General features: G+C 60.8%; 19 protein-coding genes. 6 read left to right on the top strand and 13 right to left on the bottom strand.

Translation table 11 applies throughout. The features are described 5' to 3' along the window. Positions 1-673 precede the first annotated feature (673 nt). From M5B98_RS14515 to M5B98_RS14550, 8 genes are all read right to left on the bottom strand, one after another. A complete protein-coding gene (locus tag M5B98_RS14515) occupies positions 674-1390 on the bottom strand; it encodes an ABC transporter ATP-binding protein (protein WP_007950655.1) in 717 nt (238 codons plus the stop codon). Beyond that, positions 1387-2259 carry an ATP-binding cassette domain-containing protein gene (locus tag M5B98_RS14520; protein WP_248743062.1) on the bottom strand — a complete coding sequence of 291 codons (873 nt, stop codon included), beginning with the start codon at positions 2257-2259 and terminating at the stop codon, positions 1387-1389. Before M5B98_RS14520 ends, M5B98_RS14515 begins: the two co-directional genes overlap by 4 nt. After that, on the bottom strand, positions 2256-3557 hold the full coding sequence (gene livM, locus M5B98_RS14525) for a high-affinity branched-chain amino acid ABC transporter permease LivM (RefSeq protein ID WP_134825300.1): 1302 nt from the start codon (positions 3555-3557) through the stop codon (positions 2256-2258). The genes M5B98_RS14520 and livM overlap by 4 nt, the downstream gene beginning before the upstream one ends. Positions 3558-3560: 3 nt before the next feature. Continuing rightward, the gene (locus M5B98_RS14530; protein WP_007950661.1) at positions 3561-4475 is read right to left on the bottom strand and encodes an ABC transporter permease subunit; all 915 of its coding nucleotides are present in this window, start codon (positions 4473-4475) and stop codon (positions 3561-3563) included. 145 nt (positions 4476-4620) lie between these two features. After that, positions 4621-5754 (bottom strand): ABC transporter substrate-binding protein, encoded by a 1134-nt coding sequence (locus M5B98_RS14535; RefSeq protein ID WP_085711176.1) that lies wholly within the window; start codon positions 5752-5754, stop codon positions 4621-4623. A gap of 364 nt (positions 5755-6118) precedes the next feature. Beyond that, complete coding sequence (locus M5B98_RS14540) at positions 6119-7402, bottom strand: NAD(P)/FAD-dependent oxidoreductase (protein WP_248743063.1); 1284 nt, start codon at positions 7400-7402, stop codon at positions 6119-6121. Positions 7403-7554: 152 nt separating this feature from the next. Continuing rightward, complete coding sequence (locus tag M5B98_RS14545; RefSeq protein WP_114881228.1) at positions 7555-9045, bottom strand: aldehyde dehydrogenase family protein; 1491 nt, start codon at positions 9043-9045, stop codon at positions 7555-7557. Positions 9046-9055: 10 nt separating this feature from the next. After that, positions 9056-9208: a hypothetical protein gene (locus M5B98_RS14550; RefSeq protein ID WP_170931610.1), complete on the bottom strand. Its 153-nt coding sequence runs from the start codon at positions 9206-9208 to the stop codon at positions 9056-9058. On the opposite strand from M5B98_RS14550, the gene M5B98_RS14555 reads away from it, so the two are divergent. The 3 genes from M5B98_RS14555 (at position 9207) to nadE (ending at position 12275) form a co-directional block, all read left to right on the top strand. After that, on the top strand, positions 9207-10112 hold the full coding sequence (locus M5B98_RS14555; protein ID WP_007950669.1) for a LysR family transcriptional regulator: 906 nt from the start codon (positions 9207-9209) through the stop codon (positions 10110-10112). The genes M5B98_RS14550 and M5B98_RS14555 overlap by 2 nt on opposite strands. 107 nt (positions 10113-10219) lie before the next feature. After that, positions 10220-11443 carry a nicotinate phosphoribosyltransferase gene (pncB, locus tag M5B98_RS14560; RefSeq protein WP_114881226.1) on the top strand — a complete coding sequence of 408 codons (1224 nt, stop codon included), beginning with the start codon at positions 10220-10222 and terminating at the stop codon, positions 11441-11443. A gap of 4 nt (positions 11444-11447) precedes the next feature. Then, positions 11448-12275, top strand: a complete 828-nt coding sequence (gene nadE / locus M5B98_RS14565; protein ID WP_248743064.1) for an ammonia-dependent NAD(+) synthetase — start codon at positions 11448-11450, stop codon at positions 12273-12275. A gap of 57 nt (positions 12276-12332) precedes the next feature. Here the strand turns inward: nadE and azu are convergent, their stop codons facing one another. After that, the gene (gene azu, locus M5B98_RS14570) at positions 12333-12779 is read right to left on the bottom strand and encodes an azurin (RefSeq protein WP_248743065.1); all 447 of its coding nucleotides are present in this window, start codon (positions 12777-12779) and stop codon (positions 12333-12335) included. Between the two features lie 339 nt (positions 12780-13118). On the opposite strand from azu, the gene M5B98_RS14575 reads away from it, so the two are divergent. Both M5B98_RS14575 and M5B98_RS14580 read left to right on the top strand, forming a co-directional pair. Continuing rightward, a complete protein-coding gene (locus tag M5B98_RS14575) occupies positions 13119-13706 on the top strand; it encodes a TIGR00730 family Rossman fold protein (RefSeq protein WP_248743066.1) in 588 nt (195 codons plus the stop codon). A 68-nt stretch (positions 13707-13774) separates the two neighbouring features. Next, positions 13775-13954, top strand: coding sequence for a hypothetical protein (locus M5B98_RS14580; RefSeq protein WP_085701299.1), 180 nt, complete (start codon positions 13775-13777; stop codon positions 13952-13954). A 69-nt stretch (positions 13955-14023) separates the two neighbouring features. Here M5B98_RS14580 and M5B98_RS14585 read toward each other — a convergent pair whose 3' ends face one another. The 4 genes from M5B98_RS14585 to M5B98_RS14600 all read right to left on the bottom strand — a co-directional run bounded on the left by M5B98_RS14585 (position 14024) and on the right by M5B98_RS14600 (position 23291). Beyond that, complete coding sequence (locus M5B98_RS14585) at positions 14024-14917, bottom strand: transglutaminase family protein (protein WP_248743067.1); 894 nt, start codon at positions 14915-14917, stop codon at positions 14024-14026. Next, a complete protein-coding gene (locus M5B98_RS14590; RefSeq protein WP_248743068.1) occupies positions 14917-17403 on the bottom strand; it encodes a circularly permuted type 2 ATP-grasp protein in 2487 nt (828 codons plus the stop codon). The genes M5B98_RS14585 and M5B98_RS14590 overlap by 1 nt, the downstream gene beginning before the upstream one ends. A gap of 88 nt (positions 17404-17491) precedes the next feature. After that, positions 17492-20767 carry a DUF2126 domain-containing protein gene (locus M5B98_RS14595; RefSeq protein WP_248743069.1) on the bottom strand — a complete coding sequence of 1092 codons (3276 nt, stop codon included), beginning with the start codon at positions 20765-20767 and terminating at the stop codon, positions 17492-17494. Between the two features lie 211 nt (positions 20768-20978). Further along, a complete protein-coding gene (locus M5B98_RS14600; RefSeq protein WP_248743070.1) occupies positions 20979-23291 on the bottom strand; it encodes a YgiQ family radical SAM protein in 2313 nt (770 codons plus the stop codon). Positions 23292-23452: 161 nt separating this feature from the next. On the opposite strand from M5B98_RS14600, the gene M5B98_RS14605 reads away from it, so the two are divergent. Continuing rightward, complete coding sequence (locus M5B98_RS14605) at positions 23453-26032, top strand: hypothetical protein (RefSeq protein ID WP_248743071.1); 2580 nt, start codon at positions 23453-23455, stop codon at positions 26030-26032. The last annotated feature ends 8 nt before the right edge of the window (positions 26033-26040 follow it).

Consider the following 26040-nt stretch of genomic DNA (forward strand, 5'->3'; position numbering starts at 1 on the left):
AGTGAAGATTTATTCATGTGCACTGTTCAAAAAATAACCAACCACCGCCAGGCCTTGTCTGGCTTGGCTTTCAGCCAACTACGCGCACGTTATCCACAGACAGGCCCACAGTCTCTGGGGGCAAGTGAAAGTTGCATAAACCCTTTACCCACAAGGCTTTGCACGGGATATGGAAAGTTTTTTTCTTGACCCCGGAGAACCTGCTGTGCAGAGCAAGGCATTCTGCACGACTGGCCAGTCACCGCCGTGATTGCGCAGGGCCAGTAATCACGGCCCTCAGCGCAGTCTTTCCAGAGTTTAATCACAGACTTATCCACAGGCTTGCCCACATGCATTCGCCTGTTTTGCCGTGGCCATAAAAAGGTTGACAAACGAGCCCCCAGCAACTGGGAAAAGGCCTGATCAAAAAACAATCACACGCCTGCAAGCCACGGTTTTAAAGGTTCTCAGCCAGCTACTCCCACGTTATTCACAGCCGGCTCCACAGCAAACGGGGACAAGTCAAAACTGTGGAAAAACAGCGATTTGCAGCGTCTATATGTCGCGCTTTGGCAGGTTGGGGATTTTGTTTTCCACAATTTCGGGAATGGCGTGGATCGTGATCGATTCTGGATACAAAAAAGCCCCGGGACTCGCGTCTCGGGGCTTTTATCGCTGTGGAAAACCTGAGAACTCAGTGCCCGCCAAGATAGGCGTTACGCACCTCCTCGTTCACCAGCAATTCCTTGCCGGTGCCCGTCAGGCGGATCTCGCCGTTGACCATCACGTAGGCCCGGTCGGACAGCTTCAACGCATGGTTGGCGTTCTGTTCGACGAGGAAAATGGTCATGCCGGTTTTCGCCAGTTCCCGCAGGGTGGCGAAGATCTGTTTCACCACGATCGGCGCCAGCCCCAGACTCGGCTCATCCAGCAGCAACAGCTTGGGACGGCTCATCAGGGCCCGGGCGATGGCGAGCATCTGCTGTTCACCGCCGGACATGGTCATCGCCCGCTGGGTGCGACGCTCTTCGAGCCGCGGGAACAGCTCGAACATGCGCTGCATGTCTTCCTTGGCGTACTTGTCGCCGATCGGGATGGTGCCCATCAGCAGGTTTTCCTCGACGGTCATGTCGGGGAACACCCGCCGCCCTTCCGGCGACTGCGCGATGCCGTTGGAGGCGATGTAGTGCGATGACTTGTGGGTAATGTCCACGCCCTGATAGAGGATCTGCCCGCCCGCCGCCCGTGGCTGGCCGAAGATCGACATCAGCAGCGTCGACTTGCCGGCACCGTTGGAGCCGATCAGGCTGACGGTTTCCCCTTCGTTGATCTGCAGCGAGACGCCTTTGAGGGCCTGGATCGGGCCGTAGAACACGTCCAGATCCTTGAGTTCGAGGATGGGTTGCGTCATACGACTTCCTCTTCGTCGGCGCCCAGGTAAGCCGCAATCACCTTCGGATCGTGGCGGATATCATCCGGACCGCCTTCGGCGATGACGATGCCGTGGTCCAGCACCACGATGTGATCGGAAATGCTCATTACCATGCCCATGTCGTGTTCGATCAGCACCACGGTCAGATCGTGCTCGTCGCGCAGCAGCCGGATCATCGCGCTCAGCGCTTCGGTTTCCTGAGGGTTGAGGCCGGCGGCCGGTTCGTCGAGGCAGATGATCTGCGGCCGCGTGCACATGGCTCGGGCGATCTCTAGACGGCGTTGCTGGCCGTAGGACAGTTCACCGGCCAGACGGTTGGCGCAGTCCACCAGATCCACCACTTCCAGCCAGTAGAACGCGCAGTCCAGCGCATCGCTTTCGGCCTTGCGATAGCCCTTGGTGTTGAGGATGCCGGCCAGCATGTTGCGGTTGACCCACATGTGCTGGGCCACCAGCAGGTTTTCCAGCACCGACATTTCCTTGAACAGGCGAATGTTCTGGAACGTCCGGGCCAGGCCCGCGCGGTTTACCAGGTGGGTGCCGCCGAACATCTTGTAGTACAGGCGACTGGCGAAGCTTTTCGGCGAGACGAAGTCGGTAGGCTTGAACGACTCGCCCAGCAGCTGGATGACGTTGGTCTGCTGGCCGCGCACGTTGAGTTCGATCTTGCCGCCGGAGGCCTTGTAGAACCCGGTCAGGCAGTTGAACACCGTGGTCTTGCCGGCGCCGTTGGGGCCGATCAGGGCGAAGATCGAGTTGCGTTTGACCTTCAGGCTGACGTCGCTCAAGGCCTTGATGCCACCGAAGTGCATCATCAGTTTTTCAACAGAGAGTACGACTTCACTCATGGCGCAGTCCTCTCATAGTGAATGGCACCTTTGCGTGGAGTGACCCCGGTACGGCTGATGCGGATCAGCCCGCGAGGTCGCCAGATCATCATCAACACCATCAGGATCCCGAACAGCAGCACGCGGTATTCGGCGAAACCGCGCAGCAGTTCCGGGGCAACCGTCAGCACGAACGCTGCGATCACCACGCCGATGGTCGAACCCATGCCGCCGAGCACGACAATGGCGAGGATCAGTGCCGATTCGAAGAAGGTGAACGAGGTCGGGTTGACGAAGCCTTGATAAGTGGCGAAGAACACACCCGCCAGACCCGCCGTGGACGCACCGATGGTGAACGCCGAGAGCTTGACCAGCACGTGGTTGAGGCCCATCGAGCGGCAGGCGATCTCGTCTTCACGCAGGGCCTCCCAGGCGCGGCCGACCGGCATCTTCACCAGACGATGCTTGATGTACAGCACGGCCAGCACCACCAGGAACAGCACCGCATAGATGAAGTAATACTTCACGTCCGGGTTGTAGGCGATGCCGAAGAACTCGTGGAACGGCACCCCGCCATCCTTCGCTCGCTTGCCGAATTCCAGACCGAAGAAGGTCGGCAATGGCGCCGGCATGCCGTTCGGACCGCCAGTCAGCGACAGCCAGTTGTTGAGGATCAGACGGATGATTTCACCGAAGCCCAGCGTCACGATCGCCAGATAGTCACCGTGCAGGCGCAGCACCGGGAAACCGAGGATGCAACCGGCAAGGCCAGCGGTGATCGCCGCCAGCGGCAGCACCGTCCAGAAGCCCAGGCCGAGGTACTGATAACCGAGCGCCAGACCGTAGGCGCCGATGGCGTAGAACGCCACGTAGCCGAGGTCGAGCAGGCCGGCCAGACCGACCACGATGTTCAGCCCCAGCCCCAGCAGCACGTAGATCAGTCCGAGGATGACCACGCCCAGCAGGTAGGAGTTGGAAACGAATGGCACGATCACCGCCAGCACGATCAGCAGCGGGATGATCCAGCGCAGCCTGGACTTGTGATCGGCGGGCAGCACATGCACGCCGGAACCGGTGCTCTCGAATCCTTCGAGGATTTTCAGGCCCTTGGGGGTCTGCAGAAACAGGCTCAAGGCAAACCGGCCAGCCATGACAATGGCAATGATCCACGCCACGCGAGTCGGTTCGAGGTTGAAGCTGTAGCCGTCGAGTACCACGCCGACAATCGGCCCGAACACGATCAGGGCGATCAGACCGGCGAGAATCGCCTCAACCAGGCTTTTTTTGACATCAATGGATTTTGCAGTGGTTGAAGACATCGCTTACACCTTCGACACAAGAGGACGGCCCAGCAGGCCCTGAGGCCGGAAGACCAGAACAAGTACGAGCAGCGAGAAGCTGAACACGTCTTTGTAGTCGGAGTTGACCAGGCCCGAGAACAGCGACTCGGAGATCCCGAGGATGATCCCGCCCAACATGGCGCCAGGCAGCGAGCCGATCCCGCCGAGCACTGCGGCGGTGAACGCCTTGATGCCGATGACGAAGCCTGCATAGAAGTCGAACGTGCCGTAGTTCATGGTGATCAGCACGCCGGCCAGGGCCGCCATCGCTGCACCGATGATGAACACATAGGAAATCACCCGGTCGGTGTTGATCCCCAGGATCGAAGCCATCTTGCGGTCTTGCTGGGTGGCGCGGCACATGCGGCCGAGCTTGGTGTACTTGATCACGTAGGTCAGCAGGCCCATCCCGACGAACGCCGCGACGAGAATGAAGATCTTGGTGTAGGTCAGCTGGACGAAGCCCGAGCCAACATCGATGCGCCAGGCACCGGTGAGCAGCGTCGGAACACCCTGTTGACGGGCGCCCTGGCTGATCTGGGCATAGTTTTGCAGGATCAGGGAGATACCGATGGCGCTGATCAGCGGAGCCAGTCGAGTGGAGTTGCGCAGTGGTTTGTAGGCGATGCGTTCGATGACCCAGCCATACACCCCCGTGACGACGATGGTGAAGACCAGTGTGCCGAGCATCAGCAGCGGGAAGGATTCGATACCGAAGTAAGCCAGCAGAGCCAGACTGATTGCCGCGAGGTAAGCGGAAATCATGTAAACCTCGCCGTGGGCGAAGTTGATCATGCCGATGATGCCGTAGACCATTGTGTAGCCGATGGCGATCAGGCCATAGACCGACCCGAGGGTCAGGCCGTTGACCAGTTGCTGCAGGAAAATACCATCCATAACGCAATCTCACGCAGTGAGAACCTGCACACCCTGAGGCGCGCGGTTCTTCTAGGAAAAATACAGATTTACGTCGGAGCAGTGTCAGCCACGACCGGACTGCCCCCACAGAAGTTCTGTGGAGGTCAGCCGATCGCGTCAGCCCTTACTTCTGTTTTTCCAGCTGGTGATATTTGCCGGTCGCGTCCCACTGGTAGACCACGTAGTCGGAGACTTTCAGGTCGCCCTTGGCGTCCCAGGTCTTCTCGCCCATCACGGTTTTCACAGGGTTGGCTTTCAGCCATTTGGCAGCGTCTTCGCCCTTGTTGGACTTGGCGCCGTTGAAGCCGGCGGCCAGGGCCTGGATCGAGGCGTAGGCGTACAGGGTGTAGCCTTCAGGCTCGGTGCCGGCCTTGCGGAAGGCATCCACGACAGTCTTGCTTTCCGGCAGCAGGCGCGGGTCGGCGCCGAAGGTCATCAGCACGCCGTCGACGTATTGCGGGCCGCCGGCGGTGGTCACCAGTTCGTCGGTCACGATGCCGTCGTCAGACATGAACTTCACGTCTTTCAAGCCTTCGGTACGCAGTTGCTTGACCAGTGGACCGGCTTCGGGGTGCAGGCCGCCGAAGTAGACCACGTCGGCACCGGCCGCGCGGATCTTGGTGACCACGGCGCTGAAGTCTTTCTCGCCACGGGTCAGGCCTTCGTACAGCACCGGCTTCACGCCGCGTTTTTCCAGCTGTGCCTTGGTCGCATCGGCCAGGCCCTGACCGTAGGTGTCCTTGTCGTGCAGCACGGCCACTTTCTTGCCCTTGAGCACGTCGACGATGTAGTCGCCGGCGACGATGCCTTGCTGGTCGTCACGGCCGCACATACGGAACATGGCGCTCAGGCCACGCTCGGTCACCTGCGGGTTGGTGGAACCCGGGGTGATCGCGATGATGCCGGCTTCGTCGTAGATCTCCGACGCAGGAATGGTGGAGGAAGAGCAGAAGTGGCCGACTACACCGGCGACTTTCTGGTTGGTGAGGTCCTTGGCGACCGTCACCGCCTGTTTCGGTTCGCAGGCGTCATCGCCTTTGACCAGGACGATTTTCTCCCCGTTGACGCCGCCCGCCGCGTTGACCGCATCGGCCGCCGCTTGTGCCCCCTTCATGTACTGCTCGCCAAATGCCGCGTTGGCGCCCGTCATGGGGCCCGCCACACCGATTTTCACATCAGCTTGTGCAAACGCAGAAACACCCAGCGCAGTAGCCACTGCGAGGGCCAGAAAGCCTTTCTTGTAAAACGTCTGGGACATGAGGTGGTGCTCCAAGGTTTTTTTTAGTTGGCACTGCGACTTCACTGGAATGCTCAGAGCAAGGGCCGTGCCATCGGTTTTTTATTCTTCAAAAAGTCGCTGCTTTCTTGTTATTTCGACTGTTTCGTTCCCATTTTCATTGGGCGTGCAACCGTCTAAACCGCGGAAGGTGAAACCATTTGTTTTTTCAGGCGCAACCCGCACGCGCCATCATTGCAACCGCGGCGCCAAACGACGTGCAACCAGCCTGTAACAGCCCGCGTCACCGAACTGCACACTGCTGGTGCGGGACTGCTACAACCCGCACCATTACAGGCTAGTCGCTACGCGCAAAAGCGCTGCGTTACGCAACAATTTTCAACATTCAAATGACGATGCGCAGGCACTGGCCCGCGTGATACAGCGAGAACCCGGCCTCGTACAGGCAACTGCGCAAGCCCACGCCCGTCAGGGGCTGCATCGGTGCAAAGGGAATCGGCAAGGCCTGAGGATTTCCGTTACACAGGTAGTCGGCGAAGGCTTTGCCGACCACGGTGCCGGTGGTCACGCCACGACCGTTGTAACCGGTGACGGCCACCAGTCCCGGCGCCGGCTCGAACAGGCGCATCAAGTGATCGGGAGTGAAAGCGATGCGCCCGGTCCAGGTGCATTCCCACTCCACGGGCTTGAGGTTGGGGAAATAATGCTGCTGCACCCGGTCGGCCCAGGCCTTGAGGAACCAGGTCGGTTTCTGATTGCCATTACCGAGGCTGCCCAGCAACAGACGCCCGTCCTTGTCGCGGCGGATGCTGCTCAGCACCTGGCGGGTATCCCACGAGCCCTGCCCGCCCGGCAGGATTTCCTGAGCCGCATCTTCGGTGAGCGGTACCGAAGCGACCTGATAGTAGTAACCGGGGAAGAAATTGCGTTTGAGTTCGGTCCAGTCGCCTTCGGTGTAGGCGTTGGAGGCAATGACCACTTGTTCGGCTTGCACCGAGCCCTGCCCGGTCTGCACCGACCATTGCTGGCCCTGACGTTCAAGTCGGGTGACCGGGGAATGATCGAACATCTGCCCGCCGAGCCCAGACACGGCTTTCGCCAGCCCGGTGACATACGCCATCGGATTGAGCGTGCCGGCACGCCGGTCCAGCAGCGCGGCGGCAATCTTTTGCGTGCCGGTTGCCTGTTCACAGGCTTTGCCGGTCAGTAGTTCGACCGGCGCACCGCGGCGTTTCCACTGTTCTTCGCGACTGCGCAGATCCGCCTCGCCCTTGGCGTTGTGCGCCATGTGCAGGGTGCCTTCGCGGCGCAACTGGCAATCGATGTTGTACTTATCCACAAGGCTGAACACCAGCGCCGGCGCCGCTCCGAGCATGCGGTTGAGCTGGCTGCCGACCGCCTCGCCGAAGCCGGCCTCGATCTCGTCCGGCGGGATCCACATCCCGGCGTTGACCAGTCCGACGTTGCGCCCGGAACCGCCATGCCCGGCGCGATGGGCTTCTAGCACGCAGACACTTTTGCCTTTCTCCAGCAGATGCAGCGCCGCCGACAACCCGGTAAACCCGGCGCCGATCACGCAGACATCGACTTTGACCTCGCCCCTGAGCGCCGAGTTATCCGGTCGTTGCGGCGTGAGTTTTTCCCACAGACATTCTTCGCGTAACGGCATTGCCAGACTCCAACAGAAACCTGCCAAACACACTGCTGATCCTGTGGGAGCGGGCTTGCTCGCGAAAGCGGTGTTTCAGCCAACATCTATATCAACTGACCTTACGCATTCGCGGGCAAGCCCGCTCCCACAAGGGGATTTGACCGAAGGGATCAGTCGAACGTGATGCCCTGCGCCAACGGCAACTCCAGCGAGTAGTTCACGGTGTTTGTCTGCCGGCGCATGTACGCGCGCCATGCATCCGAGCCAGACTCGCGACCACCGCCGGTTTCTTTTTCACCGCCAAACGCGCCGCCGATTTCCGCGCCGCTCGGGCCGATGTTGACGTTGGCGATGCCACAGTCGCTACCGACTGCCGACATGAATTTCTCGGCCTCGCGCACATCGGTGGTGAAGATGCACGACGACAGGCCTTGCGGCACGGCGTTGTTCAGGCGCAGCGCCTCGTCGAAATCGCTGTAGCCGACCACGTACAGGATCGGTGCGAAGGTTTCGCTGCACACCACGTCGCTCTGCTCCGGCATTTCAACGATGGCTGGCGACACGTAGTAGGCGTTGGGGAATTGGTCTTCCAGTTGGCGCTTGCCGCCGAACACCCGGCCGCCCTCGCTCAGCGCCTGCTCCAGCGCATCCTGCATATTTTCAAAGCTGTGCTTGTCGATCAGCGGGCCGATCAGGTTGCCTTCCAGAGGGTGACCGATGCGCACCTTGGAATAGGCAGCCTTGAGGCGGGTGACGATTTCTTCTTTCACCGATTCATGGGCGATCAGGCGACGCAACGTGGTGCAACGCTGACCGGCAGTGCCGACGGCGCTGAACAGAATGGCGCGCACGGCCATGTCCAGATCGGCGCTCGGGCCGAGGATCATCGCGTTGTTGCCGCCCAGTTCGAGAATGCTGCGGGCAAAGCGCGCGGCGACTTTCGGCGCCACTTCGCGGCCCATGCGGGTGCTGCCGGTAGCGCTGATCAGTGCGACACGCGGGTCATCCACCAGCGCTTCGCCGGCATCACGACCGCCGATGATCACCTGGCTCAGGTGCGCCGGGGCATCGCTGAAGTTCTTCAGTACGCGTTCGAACAGCGCCTGACAGGCCAGCGCGGTCAGCGGAGTCTTTTCCGACGGCTTCCACACCACCGGGTTGCCGCAGACCAGCGCCAGCGTGGTGTTCCATGCCCACACCGCGACCGGGAAGTTGAATGCACTGATCACGCCGACCACGCCCAGCGGATGCCAGGTTTCACGCATGTGGTGGCCCGGGCGCTCGGAGGCGATGGTCAAGCCGTACAACTGGCGGGACAGGCCGACGGCGAAGTCGCAGATGTCGATCATCTCCTGCACTTCACCGAGGCCTTCCTGGGTGATCTTGCCGGCTTCCCACGACACCAGCTCGCCGAGGTCGGCCTTGTATTCACGCAGGACTTCGCCGAATTGGCGCACGAGCTCGCCACGACGGGGGGCCGGCACCTTGCGCCATTGTTCGAACGCATGATCTGCGCGACTGATGTGCTGCTCGACTTCGGCCGGGCCTTCCCAGTTCACGGCGCCGATGCGGCTGCCGTCGATGGGCGAATGCACCGGCACTTTGCCGTTCTGGTACAGGGCCGGGTTCACACCAAGACGATCAAGCAATGCGGCAACCATGGGTCATTCCTCAAGCAAAAAACTGAATGTGTGCGGTCGCGTTTTCACGACCGGGCAGGCCTTTAGTTGTAGCTTCAGGAAGGCCATGCAACAAACGACCTTTACGCGAGATATCATTCCGTTTATTCATGCTGCGCAGAAAGACAAGAAAAGGATCGCCCATGTTGAACAAACGCCACTTGCCGTCGATCACCGCGCTGCAGTGCTTCGAGGCCGTGACCCGGCACCTGAGTTTCACCCGGGCCGCCGAGGAACTGAACCTGACCCAGAGCGCTGTCAGCAAGCAGGTGGCGCAGCTCGAAGAATTGCTGCAGCACTTGTTGTTCCGTCGGGTGCGCCGCCGTTTGCAGATGACCCCGGCCGGCGATCTGTACCTGGTGGAAGTCAGAAAAATCCTGACCCAGGTCGAGATGTCGACCCATTACCTGCGTTCCTACGGCGGCGAAACCGAAGTCCTGCGCGTCTCCACGCCCTCGACTTTCGGTGCTCGCTGGCTGGTGCCGCGCCTCAAGGGTTGGCGCCTGCGTCACCCATCGATTCATCTGGACCTGTGCAACGAACAGGAAGCCGATGACTTGCTGCAAGGGCGCAGCGATCTGGCGTTCTATTTCGGCCAGGGTTCACGCCCCGGCACCGAATGCCTGAAGTTGTTCGGCGAAGAGCTGGTGCCCGTCTGCGCGCCCAGCAGCCTGCCGGACACGCCGTTGACTGATCCAACGCAACTCACCGATCTGGTGCTGCTGCAGAATGCTTCGCGCCCGCAAGCGTGGCACGACTGGTTCGACAGCCAGGGCTATCAGACCGAGCACAGCTACCACGGCCCGCGTTTCGAAACCTTTTATATGTGCATCCGCGCGGCGCAGGTCGGCTGCGGCGTCGCCCTGTTGCCGAGGTTTCTGGTGGAAGAGGAATTGGCCGACGGCAAACTGGTCATTCCCTGGCAGCATGCAATGCCCAGTACTGACGCCTATTACCTGGCCTACCCGGAACACGCGGCGGAAGTGCCCAAGGTGCGGGATTTCGTGAAGTGGATGCTGGAGCAGATCGACAGTCCTGACGCGGTCTGAGGGGCGGCGCCGGGATAAAAATCGCTGGCAATCCACACCCCGGATATGCGCCACTAGCGCCATTGATTGATACCGCGCCAACGCGCGGCCCGCCTGGAGACCCCGTTATGAGCGAGAGTGTGTTTGCCGATCGCATCGTGCAGAACCTGCTCGACACCGACTTCTACAAACTGACGATGATGCAGGCGGTGCTGCACAACTACCCCAACGTCGAAGTCGAATGGGAGTTCCGTTGCCGTAACAGTGAAGACCTGCGCCCGTATCTGGCGGAAATCCGCTTCCAGGTCGAGCGTCTGGCCGAGTTGAGCCTGAGCGCCGATCAGTTGAGTTTTCTCGAGCGCATCTCGTTCCTCAAGCCGGATTTTTTGCGGTTCCTCGGTCTGTTCCGCTTCAACCTGCGCTACCTGCACACCGGCATCGAGAACGGCGAGCTGTTCATCCGCCTGCGCGGGCCGTGGCTGCATGTGATTCTGTTCGAAGTGCCGTTACTGGCAATCGTCAGCGAAGTGCGCAACCGCTATCGCTACCGCGAAACGGTACTGGAACAAGCTCGCGAGCAGCTGTACCGCAAGTTTGACTGGCTGACCGCCAACGCCTCGTCTGAAGAGTTGTCGCAGTTGCAGGTCGCCGATTTCGGCACGCGCCGCAGGTTTTCCTATCGCGTGCAGGAAGAAGTGGTGAACGTGCTCAAGCACGACTTCCCCGGACGTTTCGTCGGCACCAGCAACGTGCACCTGTCCCGCGAACTGGACATGAAACCCCTGGGCACCATGGCCCACGAGTGGATCATGGCCCACCAGCAACTCGGCCCGCGACTGATCGACAGCCAGATCGCTGCCCTCGATTGCTGGGTCCGCGAGTACCGTGGCTTGCTGGGGATCGCCCTGACCGACTGCATCACCACAGACGCGTTCCTCGGTGATTTCGATCTGTTCTTCGCCAAGCTGTTCGACGGTCTGCGCCATGATTCCGGGGATCCGGTGCAGTGGGGCGAAAAATGCATCGCTCACTACCACAAGCTCGGCATCGACCCGATGAGCAAGACCCTGGTGTTCTCCGACAGCCTGACGCTGCCCAAGTCGCTGGAGATCTTCCGGGCGTTGCGCGGCCGGATCAATGTCAGCTTCGGCATCGGCACTAACCTGACCTGTGACATTCCGGGTGTCGAACCGATGAGCATCGTGCTTAAAATGACCGCCTGTAACGGCCAACCGGTGGCGAAGATCTCCGACGAGCCGGGCAAGACCCACTGCAAAGACCCGAATTTCGTCGCCTACTTGCGACACGTTTTCCAGGTTCCTGCCGTTTCCAGCCTTTCTAGCAAGGAGTGAATTCATGCAAGCCGTACAGCGTGAGATTGCTGAACAGCTCAACGTTCAGCCGCCGTTCGCCGATTACCAGGCCCTCGAAGCGGAAGTCGCCCGACGCATCACTTTCATCCAGGACTGCCTGACCAATTCCGGACTCAAGACCCTGGTGCTGGGCATCAGCGGCGGTGTCGACTCGCTGACCGCAGGCCTTTTGGCCCAGCGTGCCATGCGTGAACTGCGCGAGCGCACCGGAGACGAGGCCTACAAGTTCATCGCCGTGCGCCTGCCGTACGACGTGCAGTTCGATGAACACGACGCCCAGGCCTCGGTGGACTTCATCGCCCCGGACGAACGCCACACCGTCAACATCGGCCCGGCAGTGAAATCCCTGGCCGGCGAAGTCGCAGCCTTCGAAGGCAAGCACGCGGTGTCGGTGGATTTCGTGCTCGGCAACACCAAGGCGCGGATGCGCATGGTCGCCCAGTACACCATCGCCGGCGCGGCCCATGGCATGGTGATCGGCACCGATCACGCGGCGGAAGCGGTGATGGGTTTCTTCACCAAGTTCGGTGACGGCGCCTGCGATCTGGCACCACTGAGCGGTCTGGTGAAAAACCAGGTCCGGGCCATCGCCCGCAGCTTCGGCGCACCGGAATCGCTGGTGGAAAAAGTGCCGACGGCGGATCTGGAAGACCTGTCGCCGGGCAAACCGGACGAAGCCTCCCACGGCGTAACCTACGCCGAGATCGACGCCTTCCTGCACGGCGAGCCGGTGCGTCAGGAAGCGTTCGACATCATCATCAACACCTACAAAAAGACCCATCACAAGCGGGTCATGCCGTTTGCGCCTTGAATTTCAGGCATGAAAAAAAGCGTCCCTCGGGACGCTTTTTTTTGGACTGCGGTTTTCTTACTTCACAACCACTGTGCCTTTCATCATCGAGATGTGGCCAGGGAACGAGCAGAAGAAGCCGTAATCGGTGCCGGCAGCCAGTTTCGATACATCGATGGTCAGCGAATCTGTTTCGCCGGCGCCGATGATCTTGGTGTGGGCGATAACGCGCTCGTCACCGTCCTTCAGGTAGTTCTTGTCGATGCCGGCAGCCAGACCGTCGGTGGCGATCGGTTGCATGTCAGCGGTCTTGCTGACCACCAGGTTGTGGCCCATGACGTTCTTCGGCAGGCTGCCGGAGTGGGTCAGTTCGACGGTGAAGGTCTTGCAGCTCTTGTCGATCACGATCTCCTTGGTGTTGAAGGACATCTGGTCGGTGGAGTCAACGGTGGTTTTGCACTCGGCAGCCATCAATTGGCTGCTGGCCAGCGCCAGCAGGGATACCGCAACAACTTTGGAAAACATGGTGAATCTCCAAGGCAGGGTTAACAAAAACACGAATGGTGGAAAGACTGCCTGAAATCTTCGCAAGTTCCTATGACTTGAGTCAAAAATTGTATACAACTTTCAGGCTATGACACTCATCGAAACAATCTAACAGCCAGACGTTTGGCCGGGACGTATCTTCAGGGCTCAACTCAACTGGAGCATCAGTCATGTCCTTCAACAGCCTGTTGTGCAGTCTGCTCGCCGCCTACGCCTGTGGGGCCAGCGGCACCTATGAAACCCCGAAACGCGAAGTCTAGCCCTTGGATCAAGGCGTGCCAGCCATTACCCTGTGACCGATTGACCCAGGAGGAAGGCATGTCTCTCACATCCGTTTGTGTATTTTGCGGTGCCAACGCCGGCACCACCCCGGCGTACACCGAAGCCGCCATCGCCCTCGGCACAGCCATTGCCGAGCGCAAGCTGAAGCTGGTCTACGGCGGTGGCGCCGTGGGTTTGATGGGGATTGTCGCGGACGCCGCGCTGGCCGCCGGCGGCGAAGTGATCGGCATCATTCCGCAGAGCCTGATGGACAAGGAAATCGGTCACAAAAGCCTGACCCGCCTGGAAGTGGTCGACGGCATGCATGCCCGCAAGGCACGCATGGCCGAACTCAGCGATGCGTTCATCGCCCTGCCCGGTGGCCTCGGCACCCTGGAAGAACTGTTCGAAGTCTGGACCTGGGGCCAGCTCGGTTACCACGGCAAGCCGCTGGGCCTGCTGGAAGTGAACGGTTTCTACAGCAAACTCACGGCATTTCTCGATCACATCGTCGGCGAAGGCTTCGTTCGCGCACCGCACCGTGACATGCTGCAAGTGAGTGAGTCGCCGCAAACGCTGCTCGATGCCCTCGACCAGTGGCAGCCGACCGTCACGCCAAAGTGGGTCGACCAGAAACCCGGTTAACCCCCGGGCACCGATACAGGGCAGAATACGCGCCGCTCAACCTCACCTTCGACCCCAGAGGATCGCCCATGGCCAAACCCAATTACTCCTTCGCCAAGCGTCAACGTGACCTGGCCAAGGAACAGAAGAAAGAGGAAAAGCTTCAGCGCAAGAAACAGATGGCTGAAGAAGCGGCACTGAACCCTGACGGTGAAGTGGCGACCGATGATGATGTCGAGGCACCGAAAGACCAGGCGCCCGAGGCCTGAGCAATACCGCAGGACCACTGAACGCAAAACCGGCAGGAACGGGCTGGCCCGCCCCTGCCGTGTGCTTCGTCACTCATTCAGTGGCATCACCGTGACCCGCACCTCCGGATCATGGCTCCCCCCTCCCAGAATCACCCCGCGCAACGGCGACACATCGGAGAAATCCCGGCCCCAGGCCAGGGTGATGTGCTCCAGTGCCGGTTGCACATTGTTGGTCGGATCGAAATCCACCCATCCAAGCATCGGACAAAACACCGAAACCCAGGCATGGGACGCATCGGCGCCGATCAGTCGCGGTTGCCCCGGTGGCGGCCGTGTCAGCAGATAGCCGCTGATGTAGCGCGCCGCCAATCCTCGGGAACGCACGCAGGCGAGCATCAGGTGGGCGAAGTCCTGACAGACCCCGCGCCGCCGCTCCAGTACCTCGACCAGCGGCGTCGCGACTTGCGTCGCCTCGGCATCGAAGGTGAACTCGTCGAAGATCTTTTCCATCAACGCCTGCACGCCCAGCAGCAACGGTCGCCCGGATGGAAAACAGCTTTCGGAGAACTCGACGAAGCTGCGCTTCAAGTGAACGTAGGGGGACTGAAACCGGTAACGACAAGCCTCCAGCAACTCCGCGGACAACGGCTGGCTGCTGTAGGTCAGCGCATTACGGGTCAATTCCCAGGCCGGGGACAGATTGAAATCCAGCGCCGGCCGCGCCAGCACCTCGACCGTCAGCCGTGCATTGACCTGCAATTCATCATGAGGCCGTTCGAACGCCAGGCGCGTCAGCGGATTGCCGAACACGTCCTGCTCGTCACGACGCGTGGTCGGATCCGGGCTGATCAGCAATTGCTGCTCGGTGCAGCGCTGCCAGGCGCAATCGCGAGGCCACAAATGCGCCAGCTGCTGCGCCAGCGAGACCGGGCTGTCGTAGCGATAGCAGGTGTCGTGAAGGATTTGGTAATGGGCATTCATCAGACGGACACCGTGCGCTGGCTGACATCATCGACATGGGCGAAATGGCGCAGGGCCAGACGATCGGACACCTGTCCGCTGGCGTCGGCGATGTCTTGCAGCAGATCCGCCAGACCGTCGAGCGCGGCACGCACGCTGGATTCGCCGAACAATGGATTTTCCAGGCACCCCAGATCAAAGCGCGCCAGACGCTCGACCAGTTCTGGCAACCCGGCCTCCCTCGGCACACCGAAATCATCGTTCAGACGCTTGAGGGTGCGCGTCACCAGTTTCAACTGGAACAACACCGCGTGGGGGTTCTGCTCGTCCAGCAGCAACAGGTCGAGCACCGGGATCAACTGCGCCACTGCCAGATAACGCGAGCGATAGGTGATGCTGCTGTTACCCAGCTCCAGCAACCACTCCAGCCCCGCTTGATCGAACGCCCCGGCGCCACGCAGGAAACCCGCAAGACTGCTGCTGAGAAATTGCAGGCGCTCGATGCGCCGGCCGATCATCAGGAAGCGCCAGCCTTCGTCGCGGGTCATGTCGTCGAGGGCAAACCCGGACAGCGCCGCCAGCGACATCACCAGCCGGTTGAGAAAATCCAGCAGCTCGCCGAAATCCGGTTCGTCGGTGTCCAGCTCCGTCGCTTCGCGCTGCAACTCCACCAGCGCCTGCCAGTTCTCCCGCGAGAGTTTGCCGCGCACCTGCGACGCCGCCCACTGCAAGCGTTGCAGGTTGGAGCGCAGGCTGAACGACCAGTCCTCACCGAGCAGGGCCGCGAGCAAGCGGTCCGGCAGTTCGCCTTCGTCCGGCAGCAGCATCAGCCGCTCGCCGAGCGCCACGGCCGCCTGCAGGGCCTGCGGGTCATCACCGTCGACGTAGCGCGCCAGCATGATCCGCAACAGCCGAGCGCTGTCGTCGCAACGCTCGCAGTAACGGCCGAACCAGAACAGGTTTTCCACCACCCGCGACGGCAGGTACGGATCGCGGCGCACCAGATCGTGCACGCCGATATTGCGCTGGGTCTTCCATTGCTCGCCGCTTGGCGGCCGGTCGCCCAGCACCCAGGTGTCCTTGCTCGCGCCACCGCGCTGCATCGACACCACTTCGGCATCCGCCTCGGCCGCCACCCGGGTCAGGCCGCCGGGCAACACCCGATAACCGTCATGACTGGCCACCGCATACATGCGCATGCCGATGGCTCGCGGTTGCAACTGGCCGTCCTCGGGCTGCCAGATCGGCGCGTGGGACAGTTGCGCGAGTTCTTGCGCGACATAGGCGTAAGGCCGGGCCTGCATGCGCTCGGCGAGGTTTTGGCGCTGCTCTTCGCTCAGATCACGCCCGAAAACGGGCGCAAAACTCTGGGACGGAAAGGCCGGTTTGATCAGCAATTCCGGCAGCTTCTCCAGCGCCTGGGCCAGCACCGGCGCCTCTCCGCACCACCAGGTGGCGATGGACGGAAGGATCAGCTCTTCGCCGAACAGGTACAGATTGATCTTCGGCAAAAAGCCTAACAGCCCCGGCGACTCCAGCACACCACTGCCCAGCGCGTTGGCCACCAGCACCCGGCCCTGACGCACTGCCTCGAGCAAACCGGGAACGCCCAGCGCCGAATCCGTACGCAGCTCCAGCGGATCGCAGAAGTCATCGTCGAGCCGACGCATGATCGCGTGGACCCGACGCAGACCGCTGAGGGTTTTCAGGTAGACCGTGGCATCGCGCACCGTCAGGTCGCCGCCCTCCACCAGCGGATAGCCGAGCTGGCGCGCCAGATAGAGATGTTCGAAATAGCTTTCGTTGAAACGTCCCGGGGTCAGCAACACCACCAGCGGCGCGTCATCGTCGCAGGGTGCCTGACGGGCCAGGGTTTCCTGCAAAGTGCGGAAGAAACCGGCCAGGTGCTGCACCTTCAGATCCCGGTACAACTCGGGGAAGGCCCGGGACACGATAGTGCGGTTTTCCAGCGCATAACCGGCACCGGACGGCGCCTGGGTACGATCCGCCGTCACCCACCAGCGCCCGTCCGGCGTGCGCGCCAGATCCACGGCATACAGATGCAGAAAGGCCCCGTCCGGTGGCGAGATACCCTGACAGGGCCAGAGGAAGTTGTTGTGGCCGAACACCAGCTCCGCCGGCAGCAGCCCTTCGCTGATCAGCCGCTGCGGACCGTACAGATCCGCCAGCACCGCATTGAGCAGGCGCGCACGCTGGGCGATCCCGGCCGACAGCTGTTGCCACTCGTCAGCGGCGATCACATGGGGCAGCAGATCCAGCTCCCACGGACGATCCGCACCCTTGGGGTCGGCATACACGTTGTAGGTGACACCGTTTTCCTGAATCTGCCGGGTCAGCAGCGCCTGACGCTGCACCAGTTGCGCCGGGGTGCTGCGCTGCAGTTGGTCGAACAGTCGCTGCCAGTGCGGACGCACCGCTCCGCTGTCGTCGAGCAGTTCGTGATAGGTGCCCGCCGTCAGCGGGTAGCGGTCAAGCAGGTCAGGCATGGAAAGCTCGGCAGCCGGCAAGGAACGGTCAGACTAACGCAGGCACATGACGCCCGGATATACGAAAAATCCGGGGGTCGTGTACGAATCAAAAGCGTCGTAAATCGAGAGTCATCGGGAGCTCGTCGGAGATAGTCAGGTTCGGTATAGGAAGTTTCCCCGGCGTGTGTCCGATCCGGAAGAAACGCGCCATTCGCCGGCTCTCCGCTTCATTGGCATTGACCGGCAACGTCTCGTAATTGCGCCCGCCCGGATGGGCGACGTGGTACTGGCAGCCGCCCAGCGAGCGCTGCATCCAGGTGTCGAGCAGATCGAACACCAGCGGCGCGTGCACCGGGATCGTCGGTTGCAGGCAGTTGGCCGGTTGCCAGGCACGGAAACGCACGCCGGCGACAAACTCGCCGACTCGTCCGGTCGGTTGCAGTGGCACCGGGATGCCGTTGCAGGTCAGCAGGTAACGCTGCGGCGGCAACCCTGTGAGTTTGACCTGCAAACGCTCCAGCGATGAGTCGACGTAGCGCACCGTGCCGCCAGCCGTACCCTCCTCGCCCAGCACATGCCAGGGTTCAAGGGCCTGACGCAATTCCAGCTCGATGCCGTTGACGGCGTAATCGCCAACCTTGGGAAAGCGAAACTCCAGATGCGCGGCAAACCATTCGGCACGCAGCGGATAACCGGCATTGTTGAGTTCGACGATGACGTCGGCAAAGTCCTGCTCGATGAAATGCGGCAGCAGGAAACGGTCATGCAACTCGGTGCCCCAGCGGGCCAGTTTCGGCGGCTCATAAGGCTCGCGCCAGAACCGCGCCACCAGCGCCCGCAGTAGCAACTGCTGAGCCAGGCTCATGCGCGCATGGGGCGGCATTTCGAACGCCCGCAACTCCAGCAGGCCGAGACGCCCGGTGGCGCCGTCCGGTGAATACAACTTGTCGATGCAGAACTCGGCGCGATGGGTATTGCCGGTGACATCGATCAGCAGATTTCGCAGCAGCCGGTCCACTCGCCATGGCGGGCATTCTTCTCCCGGCGCCGGCATCTGCGCGAAAGCAATTTCCAGCTCATACAGCGCATCGTTGCGCGCTTCATCGACTCGCGGCGCCTGAGAAGTCGGGCCGATGAACAGACCGGAAAACAGGTAAGACAGTGAGGGATGGTTGTGCCAGTAGCTGATCAGGCTACGCAACAAATCCGGGCGGCGCAGGAACGGGGAGTCCGCCGGCGTCGCCCCGCCGAGCACGAAATGGTTACCGCCGCCCGTACCAGTGTGGCGCCCGTCGATCATGAATTTCTCGGTGGACAGTCGCGTCTGGCGCGCCTCTTCGTACAGGAACTCCGTACGCTCGACCAACTCGTCCCACGTCGCGGAAGGCTGGACGTTGACCTCGATCACGCCGGGATCCGGCGTAATGCGGAAGTTGCTCAGGCGCGGATCGCTCGGCGGCTCGTAACCTTCCAGCAGCACCGGACAATGCAATTCTTCGGCAGTGGCTTCGATGGCGGCCACCAGTTCCAGATAATCCTCGACCCGCTCCAGCGGCGGCATGAACAGATACAAGCGGCCTTCCCGGGCCTCGGCGCAGAGCGCGGTGCGGGTCAGCCAGTCGGCGGACTCGTCGATTTTCGGCATCCGTTCACCGGCGGCAGCCGGCGCGTCGTGACGATTGAGTTGCGCGGAGTCGGGCAGCTCGGGGAAGTCCTGATTCGGATCGTTAGGGTGAATGAACGGATACTCCGCCGCTTTCACCCAGGGCTGCGAACCCAATGGCAGGCGATAGCCGAGCGGCGAATCTCCCGGCACCAAGCGACAATGCTCATCCCGCAGATACCAGCGCCCGCTCTGCCATTGATCGCCCTTGGCGGTGCGCGCCAGTGGCAGCACCTGACCGATGACTTTATCGAGGCCCTGACTGAATACCTTGCGCAGTCGCGCACGTTCCAGCGGCTCCTCCAGACGCGAGTCTTCGGCGCTGACATTGCTCGGCAATGCGCCCTCGCGCCAGAGGTAGTAGAAATTATCTTCGTAGGCCGGGAACACAAAGCGTGTCGGCAGTTTCAGGCGTTCGGCGACACTCGCCAGAAAGCGCCCGGCCAGTTCACCGGTGGCACCGTAATCCTGCTGCTCGTCGGCAATCAGCGCGTTGTTGTGCCAGATCGGCACACCGTCGCGGCGCCAGTAACAATTCAGCGACCAGCGCGGCAGTTGCTCGCCCGGATACCACTTGCCCTGGCCGAAATGCACCAGCCCCTTGGGCGCGTAGTGCTTGCGCATGCGCTGGAACAGCTCGGCGGAGAGCCGGCGCTTGTCCGGGCCCAGCGCGGCGGTGTTCCATTCGGCGCCGTCGGGGTCATCAATGGACACGAAGGTCGGTTCGCCGCCCATGGTCAGGCGCACATCGCCTTCCAGCAGGTCGGCATCGATCTGCCGGCCCAGGGCCTGAATCGCCAGCCACTGTTCATCGGTGTAGGGCTTGGTCACCCGTGGCGCTTCCCAGATTCGCTCAACCGACATTTCGTGGCTGAACTCGCATTCACAAGGCTCCACCAGACCACTGATCGGCGCCGCCGAAGACGGATCGGGACTGCAGGCCAACGGGATATGACCTTCCCCGGCGAACAGCCCCGATGTCGCATCAAGGCCGATCCAGCCGGCGCCGGGCAAATACACCTCGCACCACGCGTGCAGATCGGTGAAGTCCACTTCGGTGCCGGACGGGCCGTCGAGGCTCTTCACATCGGCGGTCAGTTGAATCAGGTAACCGGAGACGAAACGCGCCGCCAGTCCGAGGTTGCGCAACAGTTGCACCAACAACCACGCGGAGTCGCGGCAGGAGCCGGAGGCTTGTTCAAGCGTATGCTCCGGGGTCTGCACGCCCGGCTCCATGCGAATCAGGTAATTGATGTCCTCGCTCAGGCGCTGGTTGAGCGCCACGAGGAAGTCCACTGCCGGCAGCGGCGTGCGGTCGATGGCGTCCAGATAGGCCTTGAATTTCGGCGTCAGCGGCAGGGTTTCGAGGTACGGCGCCAGTTCCTTGCGCTCATCGGCGGCGTAGGCGAAGGGGATTTTTTCGGCGTAAGACTCGAGGAAAAAATCGAACGGGTTGAACACCGCCATCTCGGCCAGCAGGTCGACCTCGATCCGCAGTTCGGCGGTTTTCTCGGGGAACACCAGCCGTGCGAGGTAGTTGCCCTGGGGATCCTGCTGCCAGTTGATGAAGTGCTGCTCGGGCGAGACTTTCAGCGAGTAAGACAGAATCCGCGTGCGGCTGTGGGCAGCCGGGCGCAGGCGCACGATCTGCGGGCCGAGTTCGACAGCGCGGTCGTAGCGGTAATGCGTGACGTGATGCAATGCGACATTAATCGACACGGCGTGCCTCCTGCGAGCCCAAGCGTATTCGAAAGCGCGCAAGACTTATGCCATGCAGAGGCCTGGGCGCTTTCCCGGAATGCTCAGGGCAGTACAGCACCAAAATCGGGCGATGCGGTGAATTGGTTTGGCACAGTTGCACGCAAATGTTGCGAGGCACAACGCAAAACGCCAACCCGAAGGTTGGCGTTCTGTTCAGCTCAAGTGCGTTTCAGCGCGGTACGACCGGCTTGCGAGCCGGCTTCGGCCCCTTGCCTTTCGCGGCTTCCTTGCGCTCCTTGGCGGCCTGCTGGTTGCGGGCAAATGCCGCAGCCTTGGCCTGTTCACGCTTGTCCCACGGATTGCCGCCGTCGCTGGCGCGCGGTGGCAGACCGTTGTGCTGGGTGAGGATCTTGGTGGTCTTCTCTTTTACGTCCTTCGCCACTTTATGGCTGCCAGCCGGCGTCGAGTTCTTGCGACGGGCACTCTGGTAGCTGTCGGTGGCCGGCTGATGCGTCGGGATCAACTGGTGCTTGCCCGGCCCGATCAGGTCGGCGCGACCCATGCGGATCAGCGCTTCACGCAGCATCGGCCAGCCTTTCGGGTCGTGATAACGCAGGAACGCCTTGTGCAGACGACGCTGCTCCTCGCTCTTGACGATGGTCACGCCGTCGCTCTTGTAGGTGACCTTGCGCAGCGGGTTCTTGCCCGAGTGGTACATCGCGGTGGCGGTGGCCATCGGCGACGGATAGAACGCCTGCACCTGGTCGGCACGGAAGCCGTTGCCCTTGAGCCACAGGGCCAGGTTCATCATGTCTTCGTCGGTGGTGCCCGGGTGCGCGGCGATGAAGTACGGAATCAGGTACTGCTCTTTCCCCGCTTCCTTGGTGTACTTCTCGAACATGCGCTTGAAGCGATCGTAGGTGCCGATCCCCGGTTTCATCATCTGGTTGAGCGGACCTTCCTCGGTGTGTTCCGGGGCGATCTTCAGGTAACCACCGACGTGGTGGGTCACCAGTTCCTTGACGTACTCCGGCGACTCGACCGCGAGGTCGTAACGCAGGCCGGAGGCGATCAGGATCTTCTTCACGCCCGGCAACGCACGGGCGCTGCGGTACAGCTGAATCAGCGACGAGTGGTCGGTGTTCAGGTTCGGGCAGATGCCCGGGAACACGCAGGACGGCTTGCGGCACGCGGATTCGATTTCCGGGCTCTTGCAGGCGATGCGGTACATGTTCGCGGTCGGGCCGCCGAGGTCGGAAATGACGCCGGTGAAACCCGGCACCTTGTCGCGGATCTCTTCGATTTCGCGAATGATCGACTCTTCGGAACGGTTCTGGATGATCCGGCCTTCGTGCTCGGTGATCGAGCAGAAGGTGCAGCCGCCGAAGCAGCCACGCATGATGTTCACCGAGAAGCGGATCATGTCGTAGGCCGGGATCTTTTCCTTGCCGTACGCAGGATGCGGAATACGTGCGTAAGGCATGCCGAACACGTAGTCCATTTCTTCAGTAGTCATCGGAATCGGCGGCGGGTTGAACCAGACGTCGATCTCGCCGTGCTTCTGCACCAGCGCACGGGCGTTGCCCGGGTTGGTTTCCAGGTGCAGCACGCGGTTGGCGTGGGCGTACAGGACCGGGTCGTTACGCACCTTTTCCATCGACGGCAGGCGGATCACGGTCTTGTCGCGGGTCATTTTCGGGCTGGCCAGAATCTGCACGACCTTGGCTTCCTGCGGATCTTCAACCGGACCCTTCTCCTGCTCGATCGCGCAAGCCTGAGTGTCCTGGGTGTTGACGTACGGGTTGATGATCTTGTCGATCTTGCCCGGACGGTCGATGCGCGTGGAGTCGACTTCGTACCAGCCCGCCGGCGTGTCACGACGGATGAACGCTGTGCCGCGCACATCGGTGATGTCTTCGATCTTGTGACCGTAAGACAGACGCTGGGCGACTTCGACGATCGCACGCTCTGCGTTGCCGTACAGCAAAATGTCGGCGCTGGCGTCGATCAGGATCGAATTGCGCACACGATCCTGCCAGTAGTCGTAGTGGGCGATGCGGCGCAGGGAGGCTTCGATGCCGCCGAGCACGATCGGCACATGCTTGTAGGCTTCCTTGCAGCGCTGGCTGTAGACCAGGCTCGCGCGATCCGGACGTTTGCCCGCCATGCCACCCGGGGTATAGGCGTCGTCGGAACGGATTTTCTTGTCCGCGGTGTAGCGGTTGATCATCGAGTCCATGTTGCCGGCCGCGACGCCGAAGAACAGGTTCGGCTCGCCGAGCTTCATGAAGTCGTCTTTGGACTGCCAGTTCGGCTGGGCAATGATCCCGACGCGGAAGCCTTGCGACTCCAGCAGCCGGCCGATGATCGCCATGCCGAACGACGGGTGATCGACGTAGGCATCACCCGTGACAATGATGATGTCGCAGGAATCCCAGCCGAGCTGATCCATCTCCTCCCTGCTCATCGGCAGGAACGGGGCTGGTCCGAAACATTCGGCCCAATATTTTGGATAGTCAAATAACGGCTTGGCTGCTTGCATGTCGATAACCGGTGTTGGCTTTCATTGGATTTCGCGGGCGCGGAATATAGCACAAATTTTGACCAATTCCGACGACCGTGGTCGGTTTCTCTCTCCGTTGCCCCACCTGCCACACACCGGTTCCAAAAGATGCCCTTCAACTTATTCAAGGATGAATACAGATGCCTGCAAAACCTCCGTCAAAAGGCGTAACCACCGTCGAGGTGCATAACCCGCCTTTGCGACCAACCCATGACCATCTGCCACGGCACGACGCCTCGCAAACCATCCGTCCTATCGAGCACAGTCTCATCAATGGAAGGACATCGGGCAGAATCCCGGACAGCACAGACCCGGACATGATATCTCCAGCGCCATCGGTGAGCGTCAGCGAAACTCATTCATACCCGCCCGCAATACCCACACCGCCTTTACTTGATGCCTACAGGGTTGCCCCGAACACCCGATTGCCGGTCGCCGACGCATCAGGATTCAGAAGGTTCAAGGGCCGACAGTTCGTCAATATGTACGATGGCAGCATCCTGCAGATCAGCCTGGATCCCGACACTGCTCTCTATCGGGCCAGACTGGGAAGCGAATCAAGGCCCTCCGGGCCGATTCTCTTCCATGATCCCCATAGCAACCGATGGCACCCGCTGATCGAATTCGAAGAGAGCCCACTCCCACTCTCTGCCAGCCGGCTGGAGACCTTCAGGACGCCTCTGGACTTCTCCGGAGCAGAACCGGACAGCGACGGTCTGCATGGTTTCGAAGGCAAGCGCTACGTCATCATCGAGAACCATGCCCATCAGGTGATGCGCGACGTTGACGCTTCATCTCCCAAGCGCAATGTCTGGCGTGTCGTCAATCCGAAGGACCCGGTCGCCGTTGACAGCGAAAATATCTATCGCGCAAGCCGATCCGGCGAAACGCTGGCCATCACCCGCAATGCCGATGGCATCTGGACGACAAGTCTGGATGGACTCAAGGGAGGCATGCGACGTACCGCACAGATCCAGGAAAACAAAGACTATTTGCTTCAACGGTATGCCCCTATCAGAAGCGCCTTCGAGGCGTTAGGCGCATCCGACAAGCGCTATAGAGAACTCTGGGACAGTGCCCGATATCTTCCTGAGGGAAGCCAGGCAGAAAAAGAGGCGCTGATCAAGCTTGAAGTGCATATCATCAAGCACACCAGAATGCAGGCCGAATACACCAAGTCACTGATCGACAACAAGAGCTGGTTGATCTATCTGAAAGCCAGCGGACTCTACAAAAGCGAATTGCATACTCATCAGTTGGACAGACTCGAATATCTCAACAAGCTGATCGCCGTGATGGACCGCAGGGTCCTTCCGACCGTGCATGCAATAACGGTCGAGTCGCTGAAGAACAATTTTGCCCATCTCAACAAAAAGCTGAAGATCATGAGTGATCGTCAGGATGTTATGGATCAGATTCGCAAAGCCGACCGCAGCGCAACATCAGATCTGGACAATATGAACCGCGGATTACCGACCGTAGATCAGATCCATTCCAGTCAATACAACATCTGCCTGCGCCTGATTTCCGACGACCCCGAAAATCCGCCGCCTTTCGGCATGCGTAGTGCAATGGCCTTGCACCTGTTGAACAAGGATTTGCACGAAGTCTCTGGTGGCCTTGAACCGCTGGCGCTGCAATTGACGCTGGAAAACATCAGGAGTGACAGAGCCAGGTTCGAATCTCTGGATACTTCAGCGGATCCCGTAAAGGCGGGATACGTCAGCCAGGTGCTGTCCTTGATGGATACGTTCGAAACAAAAATCGACAACCGACTTAACGCATTCCATGAACAGGTCGACAGCAACAGCCAATTACCTCTCTACGATCAGGATATCGATTTCGATTTTCTTCCGGAGCAGCCCGCTGGAGAGATCGGGGCGACCGCCCCGCGAAAAATGTTCCGGACACGCCATCATGGCACTTACCGGGTTCTGGTCGGAGTGCAGGACACCGCAGCGGATGGCAGTGTCACGCTCAAGGTTCCCGATCTTTTCAAGCCACACCAGCCACCTCAACGCTACGAGAAAATCGAAGGTGAGTGGCGACGGGTTCTCCCCGCCGCCGCTCTCACGCCCGGACCACAACTTGTGAGCAACGCGACTGAATGTCTTGAACGTGTGAATGAACATGTAACCCAGGCCCGGATGATGGAAGCCCGCAAAGCCAATCCGACCAATATCGTCGAATTTCTGGGCGCAGAAACGGATCGCTTCAGGGATCTGGCGCAACGTCTGGAGGCCATTGACCGGGTAACAGAGAACGCCGAGGCCAGCGGCTTGATCATTCGGCTCAGAACCGCCGCTGCATTAATGGACGCCGAAGGACAAACCATTCTGATACGGATGTACAAAAACAAGGATGTGCTGGATGTACTGCGCCTGAACTTCCTGCTCGATCACTCACAGCTGAAAATAGTGAAAACGGTAGATCGCAGACAAACGGGCAAGGGAAGGGACAAGTCGTTCCTCGATGTCTACTCGATCAACGAACGTTCAGATAATGCGCCGTTGTGGGAGGCCCACTTTCACTACGACAGGCAAGATCGCGCGGCGCTGGACTACACACTCAAGGGTGCACACTTGAAAACCCTGGAACAAAGCAGGCTCGGCAGCGCGTTTCAACAGCGCGAAGAACAGGCCGGCCGCTCCCACCAACGGATCTGGCGGGAGCTCATCAGCCCAAGGGTTGCCCAAAAACTGTTTGATCACCAGAAGTGATCAACCGC

It is taken from the genome of Pseudomonas sp. MWU12-3088, from assembly GCF_023242405.1.
GTDB classification, from domain to species: Bacteria; Pseudomonadota; Gammaproteobacteria; order Pseudomonadales; family Pseudomonadaceae; genus Aquipseudomonas; species Aquipseudomonas kribbensis.

Excerpts from the sequence above, each read along its gene's own strand:
- pncB (WP_114881226.1), top strand. The coding sequence starts at position 10,220 with ATGAGCGAGAGTGTGTTTGCCGATCGCATCGTGCAGAACCTGCTCGAC.
- azu (WP_248743065.1), bottom strand. The coding sequence starts at position 12,779 with ATGTTTTCCAAAGTTGTTGCGGTATCCCTGCTGGCGCTGGCCAGCAGC.
- M5B98_RS14530 (WP_007950661.1), bottom strand. The coding sequence starts at position 4,475 with ATGGATGGTATTTTCCTGCAGCAACTGGTCAACGGCCTGACCCTCGGG.
- livM (WP_134825300.1), bottom strand. The coding sequence starts at position 3,557 with ATGTCTTCAACCACTGCAAAATCCATTGATGTCAAAAAAAGCCTGGTT.
- M5B98_RS14600 (WP_248743070.1), bottom strand. The coding sequence starts at position 23,291 with ATGCAAGCAGCCAAGCCGTTATTTGACTATCCAAAATATTGGGCCGAA.
- M5B98_RS14545 (WP_114881228.1), bottom strand. The coding sequence starts at position 9,045 with ATGGTTGCCGCATTGCTTGATCGTCTTGGTGTGAACCCGGCCCTGTAC.
- M5B98_RS14590 (WP_248743068.1), bottom strand. The coding sequence starts at position 17,403 with ATGCCTGACCTGCTTGACCGCTACCCGCTGACGGCGGGCACCTATCAC.
- M5B98_RS14605 (WP_248743071.1), top strand. The coding sequence starts at position 23,453 with ATGCCTGCAAAACCTCCGTCAAAAGGCGTAACCACCGTCGAGGTGCAT.
- M5B98_RS14550 (WP_170931610.1), bottom strand. The coding sequence starts at position 9,208 with ATGGGCGATCCTTTTCTTGTCTTTCTGCGCAGCATGAATAAACGGAAT.
- M5B98_RS14580 (WP_085701299.1), top strand. The coding sequence starts at position 13,775 with ATGGCCAAACCCAATTACTCCTTCGCCAAGCGTCAACGTGACCTGGCC.
- M5B98_RS14535 (WP_085711176.1), bottom strand. The coding sequence starts at position 5,754 with ATGTCCCAGACGTTTTACAAGAAAGGCTTTCTGGCCCTCGCAGTGGCT.
- M5B98_RS14520 (WP_248743062.1), bottom strand. The coding sequence starts at position 2,259 with ATGAGTGAAGTCGTACTCTCTGTTGAAAAACTGATGATGCACTTCGGT.
- M5B98_RS14585 (WP_248743067.1), bottom strand. The coding sequence starts at position 14,917 with ATGAATGCCCATTACCAAATCCTTCACGACACCTGCTATCGCTACGAC.
- M5B98_RS14575 (WP_248743066.1), top strand. The coding sequence starts at position 13,119 with ATGTCTCTCACATCCGTTTGTGTATTTTGCGGTGCCAACGCCGGCACC.
- nadE (WP_248743064.1), top strand. The coding sequence starts at position 11,448 with ATGCAAGCCGTACAGCGTGAGATTGCTGAACAGCTCAACGTTCAGCCG.
- M5B98_RS14555 (WP_007950669.1), top strand. The coding sequence starts at position 9,207 with ATGTTGAACAAACGCCACTTGCCGTCGATCACCGCGCTGCAGTGCTTC.
- M5B98_RS14540 (WP_248743063.1), bottom strand. The coding sequence starts at position 7,402 with ATGCCGTTACGCGAAGAATGTCTGTGGGAAAAACTCACGCCGCAACGA.
- M5B98_RS14515 (WP_007950655.1), bottom strand. The coding sequence starts at position 1,390 with ATGACGCAACCCATCCTCGAACTCAAGGATCTGGACGTGTTCTACGGC.